Raw genomic sequence first — 20,029 nt, forward strand, 5'->3', positions numbered from 1 at the left:
GCTATTGTTCAGTGATCTGAGTAACACCTTCCTGATCTCGGTGATCCTGCTGATCCCGATTGTTTTTAACTGGATGGTCACTTTCTGTATCCGCTCTAAAGAACGCGAACAGGTGGCTTTGCGAAATTTATTTGTTTGAAGAGATTAAGTCATTTACTTCGTGAGTCATTAAGTCATTTACTTTATAGTGATTATGCGTTATATTATCAAAAAATGACCTAATGGCTCAATGCCCCAATGACTTAATTACTAACTTTGACCTGTTTTTAAAACAGAGAGAATGAAGATCGCCATAAATGGATTTGGCCGCATAGGCCGCATTTTTTTAAGAAATATCTTAGCTAAACCCGGTATCGAGGTGGTAGCTATCAATGACCTCACCGATACGCAAACCCTTGCTCATTTATTTAAATATGATTCGGTTCACCGTGGATTTAAAGGTACGGTTGAGCATGATGCCAGCAATCTTTACGTTAACGGGCAGCAGATAAAAGTATTTGCTGAGCGTGATCCCCAGGCATTGCCCTGGGGCGAGTTGGATATTGATCTGGTGATAGAATCAACCGGAAAATTCACTTCCAGGCAGGGCGCTGAACTGCATTTGGCGGCCGGTGCCAAACAGGTAATTATCTCGGCCCCGTCAACAGATAAAAATGTACCTACCGTGGTGCTGGCTGTCAACGATGGTCTGGTCGATCTGCGGTCACCCATATTATCCAATGCTTCCTGTACCACCAATAATGTGGCGGCTATGGTGAAGATACTGGATGAGAACTGGGGAATTATTGATGGCTACATCACCACCGTTCACTCTATGACCGGCGATCAAAGTTTGCATGATGCTCCGCATAAAGACTTGCGCCGGGCAAGGGCAGCTTCGGCCTCTATTATACCTACTACAACAGGCGCGGCCAAAGCTATTACGGCTATATTTCCACATCTGGAAGGGCGCTTGGGTGGTGCCGGTATCCGTGTTCCGGTGCTTAATGGCTCATTAACAGATTTTACCTGCAGCCTTAAAAAGCAACCCACTATTGAAGAAATTAACCGGGCATTTAAACAGGCTGCCGATGGCCCCATGAAAAATGTACTGGAGTATACCGAAGATCCCATCGTATCAACCGATATACTGGATAATCCGCACAGCTGTATTTTTGATGCGCAGCTCACCTCTATCGTAGGCGGACTGGTGAAAGTGGTTGGCTGGTACGATAACGAAATGGGCTACAGCAGCCGCCTGGCCGATCTGGTAGAGGAAATAGCTGCGTTAGAGCTAAATGAATAGAACCCAAAGAATAGAATCAAGAGTTAAGAAAATAGCTAACCAGAAAGAGGGTCGATAATCAATGATTGTTTTTTTCTTGATTCTTGGCTCTTAATTCTTGACTCTCATAAAAAACTATGATCAAATTTATAACTGTAGAAGAGTTATTGCCTATCCGCAACGAAGTGCTGCGCGAAGGGAAACTCACCCTGGATGAATGTATTTTCCCGACAGACAGGATAGAGGGTGCGTTTCATTTAGGCTATTATCAAAATGATGAACTGGCCTGTGTGGCTTCGTTTCATCCCCAGAATTATGAAGGTTTTGAAGGCAAGGCCTACCAATTGCGGGGCATGGCTACTACCGAAAAATACAGGGGCAAAGGGCTGGGGAACCAACTGGTTAATTTTGCCCTGGTGTACCTGCGCGGCCAAAAAGCCAATTATGTTTGGTGCAACGCGCGTAAAAAGGCGGTCGCTTTTTATCATAATGCCGGTTTTGAGATCATTTCGCCGGAGTTTGAAGTGCCCGGAATTGGGCCGCATTATGTGATGTATGTTAAAATATCATGAAGTTTGGGGTATTTTCAAACACCTTTTTTACTTTTTCGTTAAGAATTAAGAATAAAATGCCCAATTTGCGCGCCTTACAGTAAATGACCCATATAATTAATATGAAAACAGTAGATCAAATAAGTTTTGCAGGCAAAAGAGCCCTGATCAGGGTTGATTTTAACGTGCCTTTGGATAAGGATTATAACATTACTGATGATAACCGGATGACGGCCGCTTTGCCAACCATAAAAAAGATTTTAAAAGATGGTGGTAAAGTTATCCTGATGTCGCACCTGGGGCGCCCGAAAGATGGGCCGAATGAGAAGGACTCTTTGAAGCATGTTGTTTCGCATTTATCAGATCTGCTGGGTCAGCAGGTGCAGTTTGCTGATGATTGCATTGGTGCCGACGCTGTTGAAAAATCACAAAAATTAGGAAAAGGCGAGGTGCTTTTATTAGAGAACCTGCGTTTTTATAAAGAAGAAGAAAAAGGCGATGTGGCTTTTGCCGAAAAGCTTTCGAAACTGGGTGATGTGTACGTGAACGATGCTTTTGGTACGGCTCACCGCGCTCACGCTTCTACAGCGGTTATCGCGCAGTTTTTCCCGGATGCCAAATATTTTGGTTACCTGATGGCTGCCGAACTGAACAATGCCGAAAAAATATTAAACGGTGCTGCCAAACCTTTCACCGCTATCATGGGTGGTTCAAAAGTTTCTGATAAAATTGAGCTGATCGAAAAACTGCTGGATAAGGTAGATAACCTGATCATCGGTGGCGGTATGGCTTATACCTTTGCTAAAGCCGATGGTGGTAACATTGGTACTTCACTGGTTGAAGCCGATAAGCTCGACCTGGCTATCAGCCTGAAACAAAAAGCAAAAGACAAAGGCGTAAAATTGTACTTACCGGTAGATAACGTTATTGCTGATGCTTTTGCTAACGATGCCAAAACCGGCGTTGCTAAAACCGGCCAGATTCCTGACGGTTGGATGGGCCTGGATATTGGTCCGGAAACCGTTACTTTATTCAGCAAGGTGGTTGAAGAATCAAAAACCATTTTATGGAACGGCCCGATGGGTGTTTTTGAAATGGAATCGTTTTTAGTAGGAACCAAAGCTATTGCCGAAGCCGTAGTTAAAGCTACTGAAAATGGCGCTTTCTCCCTGATAGGTGGTGGCGATTCAGCAGCAGCTGTTGCCAAATTTAACCTGACCCAGGAAGTTAGCTACGTGTCAACCGGTGGCGGCGCTTTACTGGAATACATGGAAGGTAAAGAATTACCAGGCGTAAAAGCGATCAACGAGTAAGAGCATATCTCCTATAAATAAAAAAGCCTCCTGATCATATCAGGAGGCTTTTTTATTTAAGGCCTAAGTTATTATGCTAAAAAACGCGTCATTGCGAAGTATGAAACGGAATAAAAAAAACGCGTCATTGCGAGCGCAGCGTGGCAATCCCCGATTTGTAGAGCGGCTCTGTATAGTTAGGGATTGCCACACTGCGCTCGCAATGACGCAATGGGTTAAAAGAGGCTATTGAATTTCAACAAGAGCTTACTTCATCATTACCGTTTAACACTCAAGTGCGCAAAAACAGAATCGGTATAAGCCTGACCTGCGCCATTCGCGGCATAAACCATAATACCGGCTTTAAGGTCGCCGGTAGGGGGCTGCCAGGCTGCGGCTGCTTCGGCATTGGCCAGGCTGTTATATTGAGATGATACACCGATCATGGTTTTGGCATTGCCTATGTACTTGGCGTATTGGTTAAATCTTGAAGTATTATCAGAGAAATATCCCATATCCTCCACAAAATTAAAGTAGGCTGCCATGCTTGCTTTTTTGCCTATGGCATCACCTTCTGGCGCGCCGCTGTATATGGCCGCGGTGTAAATGGTGCTGGTGTTGGATGATTTTGGTCCAAAGTATCCTCCCAGTGCCTTTAGCATGTTGTTATAATTTGTATTTACCGTTGCCCCGTGTTCAATATCCAAAGCAATACCATCCAGGTGCAAGGATTCAATTACCATTTGTTTAACAAAAGCAGCAAATTGGGTATAGGTTAATTTGGTACCGGCGCTATTGGTAAAAGGTGTTGTTGTGCTCCATGAAGCCGCATCGTCAATATTCATCAGCACCTTTACTCCCCTGGCCTGTAATGTTCGTACATCGGCCATAATAGCTTTGTATGATTTGTACTGGTTGCTCAGCATAATACCATTGTGGTTGGGATCGTAATGCGTAGAATCGACAATTTGCCATGGTGTACCTTCAAACAATACCATCACATTGGCACTTTGGGTGCACTGCAGCAGCGAAACGCTGCCATTATCAAAGGCATAATAAGCCACTTTGTAAGGAGGGCCGGCGGTAACAGATGTTGTAGTAACAGCACGCGCTGTAGCAGACTGTGCGTTTTCGCCTGTTGGGGATACCTGCTCCGACTTTTTACAACCGGTTAAAAATAGCAGGGATAAGCCTGCAATTACCATACTGGTATGGCAAACCTTGTTTGATTTTTTTAATGAATTCATTTTCATAGATTTTTGATAGGTGGATAAATAGTTGAAAGGTATAGTAGGAATCAAGAACCAAGAGTCAAGAATCAGGATTTAGGAAAATGTCCAGAGGTTTTCCTTTATGTCCTGATTCTTGTCTCCTGACTCTCTTAATGTTATTGGATCTTAATCGATGACACTACATCATTGGCACTTGGCGACAACGCGCCAAACCAACTGTTATTGGCAGTTAATGTCCATGATGTGCCGCCAAAATTGTCATTAGAATACATGATCACTGTCCAGCCCGAAGGTATCTGCACCGATGATGCCCAATCGTTCACAAAACCCTTGGCTTGTAATTGCGCCAGGGTATAATTGCCTTTAGCTATTTTTTGGGTAGCTGTACCGGCATAGTTGGAGTTTTGATAAAAAACCACCCCTGTTGTAGTACCGCCACCGCCGCTGGTTGGGTTCATGATCTTGATCAGGTCCTTAGTTACTTTGTAATCCGGAACACGAAGAGTGTTATCGTGCAGAGAGGTAAGCGGTGCATCGCGGTCAATGGCATAACCAAATACGCCGCCTTTTTTGCCTGAGGTTGGCTCCCAGCGGGCATAATCATAAGCGCGGCCTGTTCCGTTTTCCGGGTAAGTAACATCATCCCAGTAATTGCTTGGATAGCCGTTTTCTTCGTAGAATGAAAATCCGGGTACAAATTTATCCGAGGTGATATAAGAAGAAAAAGTGTTCCAGGTACTTTGCAAAGTAGAAGACCCACGACCATAAGCCTGCAGCCATACATAATCGATCATGGTATACACATTCCGGAAAAGGCTGTTGGTGCCGGTTTGATTGGTATCAAAGGTCAATAGTTTCCCGGTGCCTGATTTTGGACCCAGGTAAGCGGAAAGCGCAGTGTAAACGCCAGTCATATCGGTTAGGGTTGTACCCGACGGATTGCTTTCCACATCAATATCATAGCCATCCAAACCGTATTTGTTAACCACGCTATCCATGATCATTTTGGCGGTTGTCTGGTACCCCGCGGTGTTATGCGGTACGCCCGAAGGAATGTTGAGGTTACCGGTAATGATCACTTTGGTGCCTTTGGCATGTAAGGCGCTTACCCATGCCGGTACGCTGGCGGCAATAGGCGAGGTCTTGTCGAAACAAAAGAGAATGAGTACATCCAGGCTATCCGGCACCAACGAAAAGTTGGAGCCATTTACGCCGGCCCCATAACAAGGGCCCTGTACACGGTAGAAACCAGCGGTAATTTCGTGCTTGGTTTTCTTGTAGGCAACCAAAGCGCTGTCTGAAGCTGCAGATAGCGTTGTCAAGCTGTTTTTAGATGAACCTTCGGTTTGCAGTTTAGAAGCAGCGCTGCCATGGTCCTTCTTACAGGCTTGGGTTGCAAGCAACGCAGAGAGGCTGATCAACAAAAGACCGGCTTTGAAAGAAAAGAGGTTTTTTTTCATAATGAGGGATTTTAAAGGGTTTATGTTTAATAAAATTGATTCATAAATATTAACAGGAAGGTTGTATAGCAACTTTTTCAAAAAGGATAATTAGCCAAAAAAGGGTGAGACTCCTTCTTTGGCCATTATTTATTTCGTAGATCGTTACTCCCAAAGAGGAGTTCAGATCATTGAATTTTAGCCGAAAGAAGGGTGAGACTCCTTCTTTTGGCTAATTATTTATTTCACAGATCGTTACTCCCAAAGAGGAGTTCAGATCATTGAATTTTAACACAAAGAAGGGTGAGACTCCTTCTTTTGGCTAATTATTTATTTCACAGGTCGTTATTCTTAAAAAAGAGTTCAGATCATTGAATTTTAACCGAGGTCACTTTATCATTGGCATTTGGCGATAAGGTGGTAAAATCGGGTGTGTTGGCTGTACGTGTCCATGAGGTGCCGCCAAAGTTATCGTTGGTATACATGATCACCGTCCATCCTGAGGGTACTTTTACCGATGATGCCCAGTTATCTACAAAGCCTTTGGCCTGTAATTGCGCCAGGGTATAAGTACCTTTCTGGATCAGACTGGTAGCTGTACCGCCGTAATTGGTGTTCTGATAAAAAGTTACACCCGTAGTTGGCGTAGTACCACCGCTGCCATTCATCAATTGGATAGCGTTCCTGGAAACAATAAATGGAGGAGTATGGTTGTAATCGCGGCTCATACGATATGCTCCAACGCCGGCAACCTTGTTGGCTTTGGCCCAATTGGTGGCATAATTGTATAGATCTGACGTTGCCTGAGCATCGCCGCCTGATTGGTCTTCACTGCCATCGGCATGTTTAAAGCTATCGCCGTTAACCAGCAAAATAGTTTTATCCGCTCCATAAGTAGAGGCTATTGAGGATAGCGGGAAGGAACTGCTGCTCCAGAAATGGCTTCCGGTAGTATAGGATTGGAATAATATATAGTCATAATTGCTTTTGGTGCCGGTTAAACTGTTGTTATCCAGGGATCCATCGGTGTCATAAAAGAACACCGGTTTTTTACCCATACTTTTGGTAACTGCCGAAGTAGAATTTGGTCCGAACCATTTGGCAACGGAGGTTAATAAATTCGGGTAACTGCTGCTGGTTACATTTTTGTTGTCGATAGTACCAGATTCTATATCCAGGTCTATGCCGTCTAAAGAGTCGGCTACAATGTGCTGGTTATACATGGCCTGCGACCAATGGTCATAAGTACTGGTTGCAGTGGCAACGGTTTTGGTTGAAGTTGGCGTAGCCGGATCTTTGGAAGATCCATCAAAATAGGCGTCGCCCAAAAAGTGGCATACCACAATCCGGGTTCCTTTGGCCTGTGCAGCGCGCCAGTGCGACCGTGTGGCATCATTCCCGGCAAAAAACTCCAGGAAATCGGTACTGTCGGGCGCATTGGCCGGATTGAAACTGGCAGCCGCGTCGGCACCATCACCCACCAAAAAGCCTACAAATATTTTATGCACGCTGTTTTTATAAGCGATCAGGTCGGCATTGGAAGTTACCGCCTGGGTTTTTAAATTATTTGTGGATGCGCCAAGTGTTTGTAGTTTTTCGGCGGAGTTTCCATTATCCTTTTTGCAGGATGAAGTAACAGCAAGAGCGAACAGACAAAGCATAGGCAATCCAAGCCTTGTTAAAAAAGCGTTTTTTTTCATAATTGTTTTTTTGGTTAAGAGAGCGTTGATAGAATCAAGAGCCAAGAACGAGGAATCAAGAGCTTTGGCAAATTCCCGGAAGGTTTTGTTCCAGTCTTGATTCCTGACTCTTAACTCCTGATTCTCATTTTTTAATTATTGAATTTTAACAGATGATACCACATCGTTCGCGTTGGGCGACAGGGTGGTGAAATTGGTTGTGTTGGAAGTTAACGTCCAGGAGGTACCGGTAAAGTTATCATCACCGTACATGGTCACCGTCCATCCCGAAGGTATTTTTACCGACGATGCCCAATCGTTCACAAAGCCCAGCGCCTGTAACTGCGATAGGGTGTAATTCCCCTTGGCAATGGTGCTGGTAGCCGTGCCTGCATAATTGATATCCTGGTAAAAAGTAACACCAGTAGTTGGCGTGGTGCTGCTGCCATATACCGTTGCTTTGCCATACAGCGCGTTGGAAACACTGCTCAGGTAAGTATGCACATCGGTGTTGGGCAAATTATAATAAAGGTAAATGCCATAGCCATTATTTACAGTTTGTGTAGCCAATGAGGCTGCGGTTGACGAACTGGTGCTCTGGATATCAATAGCAGCGGGACCCAGGTTGCTTTTAGCTAATCCCGGTACGTTGGGAGCGCCATAGCTGCCATAATAGGCTTGCCAGCTATAGTCGATCTTTGAACCTACGGTTACCCCATTATAGCTTAAGTTGGATGCCGCCGGACCGATAAAATAGAAAGAGATCAGTTTGGTAGGCAGCAACTGGCGTAGGGCTGTTACCAGGTAAACAAACGAGCTGGAGTTGGGTTGCCCGGTGTTGTTGGTGCCGTAGTCGGCATATTCGTCATCAAAGTCGATACCGTCCAAACCATAAGTGGTTACAGCGTTGGCCAGTAACTGGGCAAAATCCTGCGCGGCCTGCTGGCTCGGGAAGTTGGAGATCCCCGCGCCCTGGTGATTACCCAGGATGGATAGCATCACCTTGATACCCTTGGCCTGTAATGGCTGGATTTTGGTGGCCGCGTTGTTTAGCACCGCGGTAACCTGCGGATTAAAAAACAATTCGGCTTTTTGGGTACTGGTATTGTAATTGATATTGGCGGCGAATATAATGCCGATATCAAAAAGCTGCTCCCCGGTTGATAGCTTGTAATTGCCCACATTCAGGATGTCGTTATTGTTCACCTCTACATAACAAACGCCTTTGGGGCCACTAACACCAATAGCGTTGGTGCCCAGTTTTGAGGGGGCATTGTTTGTTTTTGCAGCGGGCGACAGATCTTTTTTACAAGCTGCCGTAAACAGTAGCACGAAGCCCAATGAGGCCACAGCTATCCTGTTAAAGGATAAATTGATAGATGTTTTCATGTCGGTTACTATTGTTTTTTTAGGGTAGATGTTAAGGTAGTTTCACGGTAGCCTTACCATACAGCGCGTTTGATACACTGCTCAGGTAAGTATGCACATCTGTATTGGGCAGGTTATAATACAGGTATATACCATAGCTATTATTAACGGTTTGCGTAGCCAGCGAAGCCGCGGTTGATGAGCTGGTGCTTTGGATATCAATAGCGGCAGGGCCCAAATTACTTTTGGCTAACCCTGGTACATTAGGTACGGAGTACGAACCATAAATAGCATTCCAGCTGTAATCAACTTTTGAGCCTACGGTTACGCCATTAAAGCTTAAGCGCGATGCTGCCGGGCCATAAAAGTAAAAAGAGATGATCTTGTTGGGCATCAGCTGTCGTAAGGCGGTTACCAGGTACACAAATGAGCTGGAGTTAGGTTGCCCGGTACCGTTGGTGCCGTAATCGGCATATTCATCGTCAAAGTCAATACCGTCTAGCCCGTAGGTGTTTACCGCGTTGGCCAGCAATTGGGCAAATGCCTGGGCGGCTGCCTGGTTGGGAAAATTACTAATACCCGCGCCCTGGTGATTACCCAAAATAGATAGCAATACCTTAATGCCTTTAGCCTGTAAGGGCTGTATCTTGGTGGCTTTATTATTTAATACAGTAGTTACCTGCGGATTAAAAAATAGCTCGGCTTTCTGGGTGCTGGTGTTATAATTGATATTGGCTGCGAAAATAATACCGATATCAAAAAGCGGCTGCCCGGTTGATAAGGTATACTTGCCCACATTCAAAATATCATTGCTGTTCACCTCTACGTAGCAAACGCCCTTAGGACCGCTAACACCAATAGCGTTGGTGCTTAATTTTGATGCGTCATTGTCGGTTTTCGGGGTGGGCGACAGATCTTTTTTACAGGCTGCTGTAAATAGCAGCGAAAGGCCTAATAAAGCAACAGATGCTTTGGTAATTGAATTAGATGTTTTTCTCATGGTCGGTTGTTAAATTGGTTTTATAAATTTTTAATAGGTTGTAAGTTCAAAAGCGGTGTTTTATCCATAGGCATCTGCTATTTTTATAGGTAACGGCAAAAATTAATGGGAATAAGTTAATAGGGGATGAGTCGGTGTTAAACGATTTAGCAATATGATACGCGTAGTTAAATATCTCATAAATATGATATCATTTTTGTTTTTCAATATTGTAGCAGGCATATAGGCAGGTTTTATATGCGTGATGATTTAATTGGTTTACAGTGATATAGACAAGCAATAATCAGGAATTGCCTACAAGGTTTTAAAATTTTTATTGTACAAGTTAATATTTTTATTTCGATATGTTTTTCTATAATATATCTGATCATGATATACCGGCATAAATGAACAAGAAAAACTACATTTGCTATGGCTTTAGGGGTATTCTGTACAGAATTGAGACAAACCCTTTGAACCTGATCCGGCTGATACCGGCGTAGGGAAAAGTCGGGAACTATTTCTGCCCGTTTGCTCAGTCCCGAGCCCTGTAAGCCCTGTTTTTATGAAAAGCATAAATCATGAATAAAAAAACACATAGTTATCCATCCGTATTAACCATAGCCGGGTTTGATGGCATTGGCGGCGCGGGTATCCAGGGCGATATCAAAACTATTTCGGCATTGGGTTGCTACGCTACTTCGGTGCTTACCGCGCTGCCGGTACAAAATACCCGTGGGGTGCAATCTGTTTATCCTATTCCTGCTGATGTAGTAGAGGCGCAGCTGCGTGCCGTATTGGATGATGTTTTCCCGGATGCTATCAAAATAGGGATGGTACATACTACGGCTATTGTAGACTCCATTGTAAATACGCTGCAGCAATATCCAAAAGTGCCGGTAGTGTTTGACCCGGTGATGGTATCCACCAGCGGGCACCGGCTCCTGGAGGATAGCACCATAGCCGTCATCGTTAAAAAACTGTTTCCGCTGGCTGCCGTTATAACCCCGAATCTGGATGAGGCCGCTGTTTTGACCGGGGTATCCATACACACTGTAGATGATATGCAGGCAGCCGGTAAAAAGATCATCGAGCTCGGAGCCCGGTCGGTATTGCTCAAGGGAGGTCATCTAAATGCTATAAAATTAACCTCCTTATATTTTACCGGCGATGGCCAGATACAAGAATTCAGTTTTGAAAAAATAGATACGCCAAACACCCGTGGAACCGGGTGCACCCTGTCATCGGCCATAGTCAGCTATATCGCCCGGGGAAGTTCACTGTCGGATGCGGTAGCATTGGCGCAAGAGTATGTTCACCAGGCTATACTGAATGGGAAAGATGCGCACGTGGGCAGAGGCAACGGTCCGCTGAATCATTTTTTTGATCCGCAGAAACTCATTATCAATTCCTAAGAATAGTAAAAAAAATAGATTTGTCATGCTGAACGCAGTGAAGCATCTATTGTTGAACTTTTCAATTGTAGAATAGATCCTTCGTTCCTCAGGATGACAAAAATGAAATAAATCCCCTCTATGCGCGAAGCGGAGAGAGGGGGTGACGAGCGCAGCGATGTCGGGGTGAGTCGATACCCCGCGTTCGATCCTTATCGCAAATCCACCCCGTTAAACCTCAAATACCCGATGGATTTTACGTTCTCTACATCGCGTAAAGTCCCGATCGCGTAAATGCCCCTGCCCGAAAAAATGGAGGTCAAAAACTCCATGCAATTGGTAAGGCATGCCACACATGCCTTATGGCTAAACGCCAGCAGTTTTAGAGGACATACTTATAATGGAATAAAGTAAGTTTTGTTATTCTACATTAATACCCTCTCAAGCCCTTAGCTAAATGCTAAGGGCTTGTTAATTTTTGTCCACTCCGGGTCTCTCGCAGAGGGCCCTGAGTTATTAGCTGTTCTCTATTCCCCTATAGAAAACCTCAGAGTCCCTTTCATGAGACCCCGAGGGAACACAAGAGGCTGCTATCCCAAAAAGGTGTCATGCTGAGCTCCGTCGAAGCATGGTGGGCAGGCCTCTGCGCTCTACCCTTCGACGGAGCTCAGGGTGACAGCCCCTTTTGATCCCTCAGGATCCTTTTCAGAAGATCCCTGGGGGACATCGTCGCCTTGATTTCTGCAAACTGCCCATTCACTCCTCACCACCCCCCCACTCAAAACTCATCACCAGTTGCCCATTTTATTTTATTGAGGTACATTTAGGGCTTGATTGACTAATTAAATGAAAAAAACTTTATTTACCTGTTTATGGCTGGCCATAACAGTTATCAGCGTTTACGCGCAAACCCCACCGCCCGATGCCGAATACATCAAGGCTAATTACCAGAAATACGAATACCAGATACCCATGCGCGATGGTAAAAAGCTGTTTACCTCGGTATACGTACCTAAAGATAAATCCAAAAAATACCCATTTATGATGGATCGCACGCCCTACAGCGTTGCACCCTACGGAACCGATCTGTATAAAGGCAGCCTGGGCCCATCACCGGCATTTGTGCATGATGGATTTATTTTTGTTTACCAGGATGTACGCGGCCGCTGGATGAGTGAAGGCGTTTATGAGGAAATGACACCCGAAAAAGAGGTGCACAAAACCAAAAACGATGTTGACGAAGGCACCGACACGTATGATACCATCAACTGGCTGCTTAAAAACATCCCCAATAATAATGGCAAAGTGGGCGTGTGGGGCATATCATATCCCGGTTTTTATACCACCACGGCACTGCTAAGCCGTCACCCCGCATTGGTTGCCGCATCGCCGCAGGCACCTATTGCCGATTTGTATCGCGATGACGCTTTTCATAACGGCGCCTTTATGCTGGTGGCCAATTTTGGTTTCTACTCCTTTTTTACCAACCGACAGGATGGTAAACCCACGCAGCGCCGTGCACCGGGATTTGATTTCGGTACCGAAGATGGCTATGATTTTTTCCTGAAAATGGGTTCCGTAAAAAATACCAACGATAAATATTATAAGGATACCATCCGCCTGTGGAACGAGATGCTGGATCATCCCAACTATGATCAGCACTGGAAAGACCGCAACGTATTAACCCACCTGCACGATATTAAAACCGCTGTGCTGGTTACCGGCGGCTGGTACGATGCCGAGGATCTGTACGGAGCTATCAACACCTATAAAACATTGGTTAAGGAAAACCCTAAAACACCGGTTTACTTTGCTATGGGCCCCTGGGTGCATGGCGGCTGGGCCCGCGGTGATGGCGACCATTTAGGCGATGTGGATTTTGGCGGCCCAACGGGTCCGTTTTACCGCGAAAAGATAGAGTTCGCCTTTTTTAGTCATTACCTTAAAGGTACCGACCTGAACCTGGCACCGGTATCCGTATTTGAAACCGGCACTAATCAATGGAAAAACTACAATACCTGGCCGGCAAAAGAAGCTACGGAAAAGAGCCTATACCTGTTGCCTGGCGGTAAACTGTCTTTCGATGCCTCAGCAGTTACAGAAGGCAGCTTTGACGAGTTTGTATCAGACCCTAACAAACCGGTACCTTTTACCAACGATATTACCAATGATATGAAGCGGGAATACATGACCGGCGATCAGCGTTTTGCCGCCCGCAGGCCCGATGTATTAACCTATCAAACCGATGTGCTGGACAAAGATATGACCATTGCGGGCAACATCTGGGCTAATTTAAAAGTATCAACCACCGGCACCGATGCCGATTGGGTGGTGAAGGTGATTGATGTTTACCCCGATTCGGCCAAAAATAATAAATGGACAGGCAAGGAGGTTTACCTGTCGGGCTATCAGCAAATGGTACGCAGCGAGGCCATGCGCGGCAAATACCGCAATGGTTTTGATAAACCGGAGCCATTTGTACCAGGACAGGTTAGCCCGGTGAATTTTGAACTGCAGGATGTGCTGCATACCTTTAAAAAAGGTCACCGTTTAATGGTGCAGGTGCAAAGCACCTGGTTCCCGCTCACTGATAGAAACACCCAGCAATTCCAGGATATCATGAAAGCGAAAGATACCGACTTTAAAAAAGCAACCCACCGGGTGTATACCGGCGGCGGAAACAGCTTGTTGAAAGTAAGGGTGATAGAATAGACTAGCAAATATCGAACACCGGATGTTGAAAAATGAATATAGAATGGTTTTGTTACTCAGTATCTGATGTAAGGATGAATTAAAAAATGGAGTAATAGCACAATTCCCTGATTCTTTTGATGGGTGTTATGCTGATCTCCGTCGGAGCATGGTGAACTGGCCTCTACACGCTACCCTTCGACTGTGGGGTGACAGCCCGCTTTTTTTCGACAAAGCCTTTTATTTCTTCAGCGTATCTTTAGCTGGTTTTAGTATTTTTACATGGGTTTACATAAAATCTGGTAAATCGCAGTTTTATTTTTATAATATATTGAAAATGAATTTTTTATAAAAATTTCAACCACGAAAAGTGTAAACCATGTAAACCCACTTTTTAGCCTGTGGTCGATATTTAGTATTTGCGAACAACTATTAAATTTTATATAAATCTGTTTTATTGCATATGGAGCCATTACAACCAACGGTTATCGATACAAAAGTGATCTCGGCAGAACATCCGGAAGATTATTTCAATACCATTCTGAGCAGCGTGAACGATCATATCGTGCGGATAGGGATCATGACGGAGCCTTATTTCTGGCACCTGCACCCCAACTCCGACGAAACCTTTCTGGTACTTGAAGGTACCCTGCTCATCGACCTGGAAACCGGCACCATCGAGTTACAGCCCGGGCAATTGTTAACTATCCCCAAAAATATGCGTCACCGTACCCGTCCCGGCGGAGAGCGGTCGGTAAATCTAACCATCGAACATAAGCAAACAGAAACGGTAATGGGTTAGACTTTTGCATAACCCACAAATATTTTGTATATTGTATAAACAGCCCGGCTTTCCCCGAAAAGGAGAAAGCCGGGCTGTTTGGTTAAGGGAAAAATACCTCAAAAAAATGAGCTGTTTGTATTTAGGTATTTGAAGATCAATGAATTAATACTTTTTAAACCTTCAAAAACCACACTGAAATTTGTTAAAAAGTGTTAAAATGGGGTTTTTTAAATGAATTTTTGGTGGTTTTTAACCCATTTCTACCCTGCTTTTGGTTAAAAAAGTGTTAAAATAAAACTTTAAAAAGTTTTAGGGGCCGACGGAGCGATCAGAGGTTAATGTAAAAATAACGGTTGTGGTGTAATGCAGAATTTGCACTAATCTATAGTTTTGAAGTTGAAACCTGGAGATCCAAACTTTATCGGTGAAATACGCATGAAAAATCTATTGTTTATTTTGTTGCTGTTGGTAATAACCGGCGCTTATGGGCAACAAACCAAGGTCGAAAATAATGTGCTGTATAAATCGGTATCCTTACCAAAGGATGATGCCCGGTTCCTGGCTTTAAAGCGTACTGCTCAAAAATATTTACCCCAGTTTATAGATAGCCTGCAAAAGCATGGAAGGGATACGGAGGGCTACCGGTTTGTAGTAAAATCCGACTTTGTAGAGGGCAGTAACCATGAGCATATGTGGTCGGAAGTGATTGGCTACAGCAATGGCATTTTCAGGGCAATATTTATCGATTCACCTTTTACCCTTAAAAATATTAAGCTTGGCGATAAGATCAGTATCAACCAAGCCGATGTGGAAGACTGGGCCGTTCATGACCTGAGAACCAAGAAGATAACCGGAGAGTTTTCTGAGAAATATTTGAATACCAAACAGTAGCGGCTGTAGCATTTATAACTTTCCCGTCGTAAAGGATATAAAAACCTTATAATGATTAAGAAAGTATCTTTCCTGCTATTGATAATTGCTGGCTTTACAGCCTGCAAAGGGAACAAACAAAAAAACGGCTGCGGTGTACAAACCTGCACCCTGGAGTATGCCTACCTGGGAATTGTTATAACCGATAAGCAAAATACGCATCCTGCTATCACCGGTTTTTCGGCTATTAATGTGCGCACCAACAAACCATTGACACCGGTAAAATACCCGCCTAATGTTGATTTTGTGGCAGGCTTTACACTATTGGCTACAGACGATAACATCAAAGATTTTTCAACCGATGGGGATGATATAAAAATAACAGCTACTAACGCGGCTACCCATCAAACCTTGAGTACAATTATCACCATCGCCGGAGGTTGCAATTGTCACGTTAAAAAAGTATCAGGCCCGGATAAAATGGTGTTCGACTGATCAGCTACCCGATAAAGTTACCGGTGAAACATTTGCATAAGCCTGGTATAATACGTAAGAGCCATTAGCATCTGTAAGCGCTTTAAGCGTTTGCTTTTTATTGCCCTGTACCGCGTTGATGTTTTTCCAGTCTGCTGGAACATAGGTTTTAAGCGTAAGCGGGATGGTGTAAAAAACTTTGCTGAGCGGGTGGGTGATATTTACGGTTATCTTATCACCTTTAAAACTGCTTTGTACTTTGGCACTTTGTCTTTCGCGCATGTACTTGGTTACATCGCCAAAAGTGGCTACCCAGAGTTTATCCTGATGGTTTTTGATATAGGTGAAATATTCATCCAACTCCTGGTGGGGCAAGGGTTCCCAGCCTATACCGTCAACACCGTGATGGGTAAGTACCAGCCAGGTATCTTTCCTGTTCATGGTGGTATCTACCCAGGCTTTCATCATCGGTAATGGCGTTTTGGTAGTAGCGCCGCGCTGGTATTGTACATACTCTTTATCCGTATTGCCGGGAGTATCCTTGTTACCACGGCTTATTTCTTTGAGCCAGGGTTCGGGCATGCGATTGCGCAGGGCAGGGTAAACTTTGGACAAATAAGCAACGGCGCGCTCATTCTCGGTACCAAACGGTCCTTCGGCGCTAAAGGTATAAGCAAGGCCTAAATGGTTTAAAACATCCAGCCGGCTTTTTTCGGCTTCGTACATTAAATTGGTTTCATCAAGGGCGGCCAGGCGGGGATGGGTTACCATATGACTGGCAAATTCATGGCCCTGCGCCGCGTAAGCTTTTATCGGTGCCCAGGTAGTGCCATGAGCGTCTTTATATTCGTCGTTATGCTGTATGCCGGGTTTAAATTCACCGTTACGAACTTTAGCATAGCATTCATCAATAGCTTTATAGGCGGCTTCGGTTTTACCTGCATCTACCAATGAGCCTGCTTTATAATGATAATCCAGCGGACCGATCAGTCCAAGATACCCCGCTGCCGAAGCCCGCTCAAAGAAATTATCTTTATTGGTTGGTATAGTAGCCGTTTCCTTAATGATATCCTTTACCGGCCGTCCAATGAATTTGCCATGATATTGCGAACCTGGTATTTGTCCGGTAATAATGAAAAAGGTAGCAGGTAGCTGTAGTTTGTTAAGTATAGGTAATGCCACTTTGAATTGGTTAATGGAGCCATCATCCCAGGTAATAGATACCGCTCCGTTACGTCCGTATTGCCATTTGGTTATCTGAGTTTTACCCGGTTGAGCCTTTACTATAGGGCTTAAAAGCAGGGTGATAACAATTAGCAGAAGCAGTTTTTTCATGATAAAAAGGTTTATGTAGCTAATATAACACACTTGTGCAACGATGTACTGCAATAATGCTATTGTAACGAAATAGTTAATGATGAGGCGATCAAATTATTATTAATTTAAACTAATTCTAAATAATGTTTGCAAATCAGGATTGCGTTGTTATTTTTGCGCTTAATTAGACTCAATCTAAATTAAATGGCAAAACACTTACACAATTCACTGCAAAAAAATTCTTTTCTTCTCTTTGTTCTATTCATAACTATTTTAACAGCAAAAGCCGATGATGAAGGCGTTAACGGAAAAATATCCGGATTTGTTAAAACAAGCGACGATATACCGGCAGCATTTGTTAATGTATCTATAAAGGGTTTAAATAAAAGCACGATGACTATTGGCGATGGGTCTTTCATCTTTACCAATATAAAACCTGGGACTTATTTATTAACAACATCGTATATCGGTACTAAAAGCGAGGAGAAAACGGTCGAGGTACTGGCTAAACAAACTACTACTGTTAGTTTTATTCTGAGTGAAAGTTCGGCACAACTTAATGAGGTGGTTGTGTCTTCTACAAAAACCATCAACAGTAAAAAGCTAAGTGTAGGTAAAATGAATGTATCGCCCATAGACCTGCCTCAAAGTGTTACCATTATAGGTCGCGATGTGCTTGACCAGCAACAATCATTACGATTAAGTGATGTAACTAAAAATATCAACGGCGTTTATTTGTATAGTGCCCGCGGTAATACTCAGGAAACATTTGGAGCGCGCGGATACAATTTTTCAAGCACCAACATGTTTAAAAATGGTTTCCGTATAAACTCAGGCGTAATGCCAGAGATCAGTTCGCTTGAGCAGGTGGAGGTTTTAAAAGGCAGTGCTGCATTGCTTTATGGCAACGTTGCGCCAGGCGGTATACTGAACCTGGTTACCAAAAAACCCAAATTTGAACAAGGCGGCCAGGTATCCATGACTTATGGCAGTTATGATCTGTATAAGCCGGTATTTGATGTTTATGGCCCTATATCATCTAAATTGGCATACCGCGTAAACGGAACCTATGAGAATGCAAAGAGCTTTCGTGATAATGTAAAATCAGAACGTGAATACGTCAACCCATCATTCTTGTATAAGATCAGTGATAAAACCCAAATTATTGTTGAAGGTGATTATCTGAACTATGATTTTACACCTGATTTTGGAACCGGACAAATCAATAATGTAATTGCCAAAGTGCCCCGTAACCGTTACCTGGGTGCATCATGGTCAACAGGTAATACCAAGCAAACAACAGCCACGGCCACTATTAATCATCAGATCAATAGTTTATGGCAGTTAAGTGGAGGGTTTTCCTATCAGCACTTTGATCGTCAGTATCAAACAACAGAACGCGTGCTTCCCGACTCTAACGGCGATTGGGGCCGTACGCTGAACAGGGCCAAAACATTAGAAGATTACTACACCGGTCAGTTTAACATAACCGGCCAGTTCAATACCGGTGCTATCAAACATAATATTTTAGTTGGTGCTGATGCCGATTGGTACAAAAACACCAGTTATACCTATGTAGCTACCGTAAATAAAGTATCAAGCTACCTTGATCAAAACGGCGCACTGCAAAACGCGGTTTATGATAAGATCAACATTTTCGATGTTAACAAATACCCTTTGCGCACTGATAAGCCTACAATGAATCCTTTTTATAATGTTTTAACACCAACAAACCGTTTTGGCGCTTATTTTAATGATTTGATTAGCTTATCGGAAAAAGTAAAGGTGTTGGCTGGCTTGCGATGGTCATACCAATATATATCACCTACAACGGTTAATACTTATTATAATACAGCACCCGCATTGGTACAACCCGCAGCCGGTAAGCAAGATAAAGCCTTTTCACCAAGAGTGGGTATCGTTTATAAGCCATTGGTTACTACAGCTTTGTTTGCCAGCTATTCAAACTCTTTTGTTACCAATACAGGTACAGATGTTAACAATAAGCCATTGAGTCCATCGCTGATTGATCAATATGAGTTTGGTGTTAAAAATGATTTTCTGAATGGTAACCTGTCAGTCAATGTAACGGCATATCGCATCCTGAATAATAACCTGGCTCAAACAGCACCCTTCCTGGCCGATGGGGTAACCACCAATACCAATACCAACATCAAAACATTAACCGGGCAAACCAAAAGCGATGGCGTTGAACTGGACATTGCCGGTCATCCTGTAAAAGGCCTTGATATATTAGCTGGTTATAGCTATACAAATGCTAAGTATACCAAAACACCAACAACAATAGGTAGTAATATTGCAGGTCAGCCGTTATTGAATGTGCCTAAGCATACAGCAAATACCAGTGTGTTTTACACTTTTTATAATGGCGATCTGAAAGGGTTTAAAGTTGGTGCATCTGTTTATTACCTGGGTAATCGTGTTGCTGGGAATGCCAATACCGTTGGCCAAACACAAACTCTATCAAGGTTGGTTAACGTTTCTGGATTTACAACAGTTGATGCATCGGTGGGATATAGTTATAAAAGATTATCCATTATTGGTAAAATATCAAATATAGGGAATGTGCTTAATTATAATGTACACGAAAATTACAGCATAAACCCAATACCACCAAGACAGTTTTTAACCACATTGGCTTATAAGTTTTAAGATTTTTAATCAACACTATAAA

Annotated in this window: 15 protein-coding genes and 1 riboswitch; of the genes, 9 read left to right on the forward strand and 6 right to left on the reverse strand. The window is 43.6% G+C overall.

Annotated elements, in window-relative coordinates; genetic code table 11:
* Positions 1-280: 280 nt before the first annotated feature.
* The 3 genes from gap to ACTJKG_RS21465 all read left to right on the forward strand — a co-directional run bounded on the left by gap (position 281) and on the right by ACTJKG_RS21465 (position 3,128).
* Positions 281-1,285, forward strand: coding sequence for a type I glyceraldehyde-3-phosphate dehydrogenase (gene gap, locus ACTJKG_RS21455; RefSeq protein WP_440740383.1), 1,005 nt, complete (start codon positions 281-283; stop codon positions 1,283-1,285).
* 116 nt (positions 1,286-1,401) lie between these two features.
* A complete protein-coding gene (locus ACTJKG_RS21460) occupies positions 1,402-1,836 on the forward strand; it encodes a GNAT family N-acetyltransferase (RefSeq protein ID WP_440740384.1) in 435 nt (144 codons plus the stop codon).
* A gap of 101 nt (positions 1,837-1,937) precedes the next feature.
* Complete coding sequence (locus ACTJKG_RS21465; protein ID WP_440740385.1) at positions 1,938-3,128, forward strand: phosphoglycerate kinase; 1,191 nt, start codon at positions 1,938-1,940, stop codon at positions 3,126-3,128.
* Between the two features lie 257 nt (positions 3,129-3,385).
* On the opposite strand, the gene ACTJKG_RS21470 is transcribed toward ACTJKG_RS21465, so the two are convergent.
* From ACTJKG_RS21470 to ACTJKG_RS21490, 5 genes are all read right to left on the reverse strand, one after another.
* The gene (locus ACTJKG_RS21470) at positions 3,386-4,354 is read right to left on the reverse strand and encodes an EndoS/ChiA family endoglycosidase (protein ID WP_440740386.1); all 969 of its coding nucleotides are present in this window, start codon (positions 4,352-4,354) and stop codon (positions 3,386-3,388) included.
* Between the two features lie 140 nt (positions 4,355-4,494).
* Complete coding sequence (locus ACTJKG_RS21475; RefSeq protein WP_440740387.1) at positions 4,495-5,799, reverse strand: EndoS/ChiA family endoglycosidase; 1,305 nt, start codon at positions 5,797-5,799, stop codon at positions 4,495-4,497.
* Positions 5,800-6,146: 347 nt separating this feature from the next.
* Positions 6,147-7,478, reverse strand: a complete 1,332-nt coding sequence (locus ACTJKG_RS21480; RefSeq protein ID WP_172336519.1) for a glycoside hydrolase family 18 — start codon at positions 7,476-7,478, stop codon at positions 6,147-6,149.
* Between the two features lie 135 nt (positions 7,479-7,613).
* On the reverse strand, positions 7,614-8,846 hold the full coding sequence (locus ACTJKG_RS21485) for an endo-beta-N-acetylglucosaminidase H (protein ID WP_440740388.1): 1,233 nt from the start codon (positions 8,844-8,846) through the stop codon (positions 7,614-7,616).
* Positions 8,847-8,877: 31 nt separating this feature from the next.
* On the reverse strand, positions 8,878-9,825 hold the full coding sequence (locus ACTJKG_RS21490; RefSeq protein ID WP_172336517.1) for an endo-beta-N-acetylglucosaminidase H: 948 nt from the start codon (positions 9,823-9,825) through the stop codon (positions 8,878-8,880).
* A gap of 409 nt (positions 9,826-10,234) precedes the next feature.
* Positions 10,235-10,327, forward strand: a riboswitch (TPP riboswitch).
* 58 nt (positions 10,328-10,385) lie between these two features.
* On the opposite strand from ACTJKG_RS21490, the gene thiD reads away from it, so the two are divergent.
* The 5 genes from thiD to ACTJKG_RS21515 all read left to right on the forward strand — a co-directional run bounded on the left by thiD (position 10,386) and on the right by ACTJKG_RS21515 (position 16,038).
* Positions 10,386-11,219 (forward strand): bifunctional hydroxymethylpyrimidine kinase/phosphomethylpyrimidine kinase, encoded by an 834-nt coding sequence (thiD, locus tag ACTJKG_RS21495; protein WP_440740389.1) that lies wholly within the window; start codon positions 10,386-10,388, stop codon positions 11,217-11,219.
* An 825-nt stretch (positions 11,220-12,044) separates the two neighbouring features.
* Positions 12,045-13,910 (forward strand): CocE/NonD family hydrolase, encoded by a 1,866-nt coding sequence (locus tag ACTJKG_RS21500; RefSeq protein WP_440740390.1) that lies wholly within the window; start codon positions 12,045-12,047, stop codon positions 13,908-13,910.
* Positions 13,911-14,352: 442 nt separating this feature from the next.
* Positions 14,353-14,691, forward strand: coding sequence for a cupin domain-containing protein (locus ACTJKG_RS21505; RefSeq protein WP_172336514.1), 339 nt, complete (start codon positions 14,353-14,355; stop codon positions 14,689-14,691).
* 417 nt (positions 14,692-15,108) lie between these two features.
* Positions 15,109-15,564 (forward strand): DUF2314 domain-containing protein, encoded by a 456-nt coding sequence (locus ACTJKG_RS21510; protein ID WP_440740391.1) that lies wholly within the window; start codon positions 15,109-15,111, stop codon positions 15,562-15,564.
* A gap of 51 nt (positions 15,565-15,615) precedes the next feature.
* On the forward strand, positions 15,616-16,038 hold the full coding sequence (locus tag ACTJKG_RS21515) for a hypothetical protein (RefSeq protein ID WP_172336512.1): 423 nt from the start codon (positions 15,616-15,618) through the stop codon (positions 16,036-16,038).
* On the opposite strand, the gene ACTJKG_RS21520 is transcribed toward ACTJKG_RS21515, so the two are convergent.
* The gene (locus ACTJKG_RS21520; RefSeq protein WP_440740392.1) at positions 16,039-17,352 is read right to left on the reverse strand and encodes a polysaccharide deacetylase family protein; all 1,314 of its coding nucleotides are present in this window, start codon (positions 17,350-17,352) and stop codon (positions 16,039-16,041) included.
* A 186-nt stretch (positions 17,353-17,538) separates the two neighbouring features.
* Here ACTJKG_RS21520 and ACTJKG_RS21525 point away from each other — a divergent pair, with 186 nt between their 5' ends.
* A complete protein-coding gene (locus ACTJKG_RS21525) occupies positions 17,539-20,007 on the forward strand; it encodes a TonB-dependent siderophore receptor (protein ID WP_440740393.1) in 2,469 nt (822 codons plus the stop codon).
* Positions 20,008-20,029 lie beyond the last annotated feature (22 nt).

The sequence above is a fragment of the Mucilaginibacter sp. 22184 genome (assembly GCF_052045695.1).
Lineage (GTDB): Bacteria > Bacteroidota > Bacteroidia > Sphingobacteriales > Sphingobacteriaceae > Mucilaginibacter.

Coding starts and splice junctions, on each gene's coding strand:
- ACTJKG_RS21520 (WP_440740392.1), bottom strand. CDS start 17,352: ATGAAAAAACTGCTTCTGCTAATTGTTATCACCCTGCTTTTAAGCCCT.
- ACTJKG_RS21465 (WP_440740385.1), top strand. CDS start 1,938: ATGAAAACAGTAGATCAAATAAGTTTTGCAGGCAAAAGAGCCCTGATC.
- ACTJKG_RS21515 (WP_172336512.1), top strand. CDS start 15,616: ATGATTAAGAAAGTATCTTTCCTGCTATTGATAATTGCTGGCTTTACA.
- ACTJKG_RS21475 (WP_440740387.1), bottom strand. CDS start 5,799: ATGAAAAAAAACCTCTTTTCTTTCAAAGCCGGTCTTTTGTTGATCAGC.
- ACTJKG_RS21505 (WP_172336514.1), top strand. CDS start 14,353: ATGGAGCCATTACAACCAACGGTTATCGATACAAAAGTGATCTCGGCA.
- ACTJKG_RS21485 (WP_440740388.1), bottom strand. CDS start 8,846: ATGAAAACATCTATCAATTTATCCTTTAACAGGATAGCTGTGGCCTCA.
- ACTJKG_RS21510 (WP_440740391.1), top strand. CDS start 15,109: ATGAAAAATCTATTGTTTATTTTGTTGCTGTTGGTAATAACCGGCGCT.
- gap (WP_440740383.1), top strand. CDS start 281: ATGAAGATCGCCATAAATGGATTTGGCCGCATAGGCCGCATTTTTTTA.
- ACTJKG_RS21525 (WP_440740393.1), top strand. CDS start 17,539: ATGGCAAAACACTTACACAATTCACTGCAAAAAAATTCTTTTCTTCTC.
- ACTJKG_RS21480 (WP_172336519.1), bottom strand. CDS start 7,478: ATGAAAAAAAACGCTTTTTTAACAAGGCTTGGATTGCCTATGCTTTGT.
- ACTJKG_RS21460 (WP_440740384.1), top strand. CDS start 1,402: ATGATCAAATTTATAACTGTAGAAGAGTTATTGCCTATCCGCAACGAA.
- ACTJKG_RS21470 (WP_440740386.1), bottom strand. CDS start 4,354: ATGAATTCATTAAAAAAATCAAACAAGGTTTGCCATACCAGTATGGTA.
- thiD (WP_440740389.1), top strand. CDS start 10,386: ATGAATAAAAAAACACATAGTTATCCATCCGTATTAACCATAGCCGGG.
- ACTJKG_RS21490 (WP_172336517.1), bottom strand. CDS start 9,825: ATGAGAAAAACATCTAATTCAATTACCAAAGCATCTGTTGCTTTATTA.
- ACTJKG_RS21500 (WP_440740390.1), top strand. CDS start 12,045: ATGAAAAAAACTTTATTTACCTGTTTATGGCTGGCCATAACAGTTATC.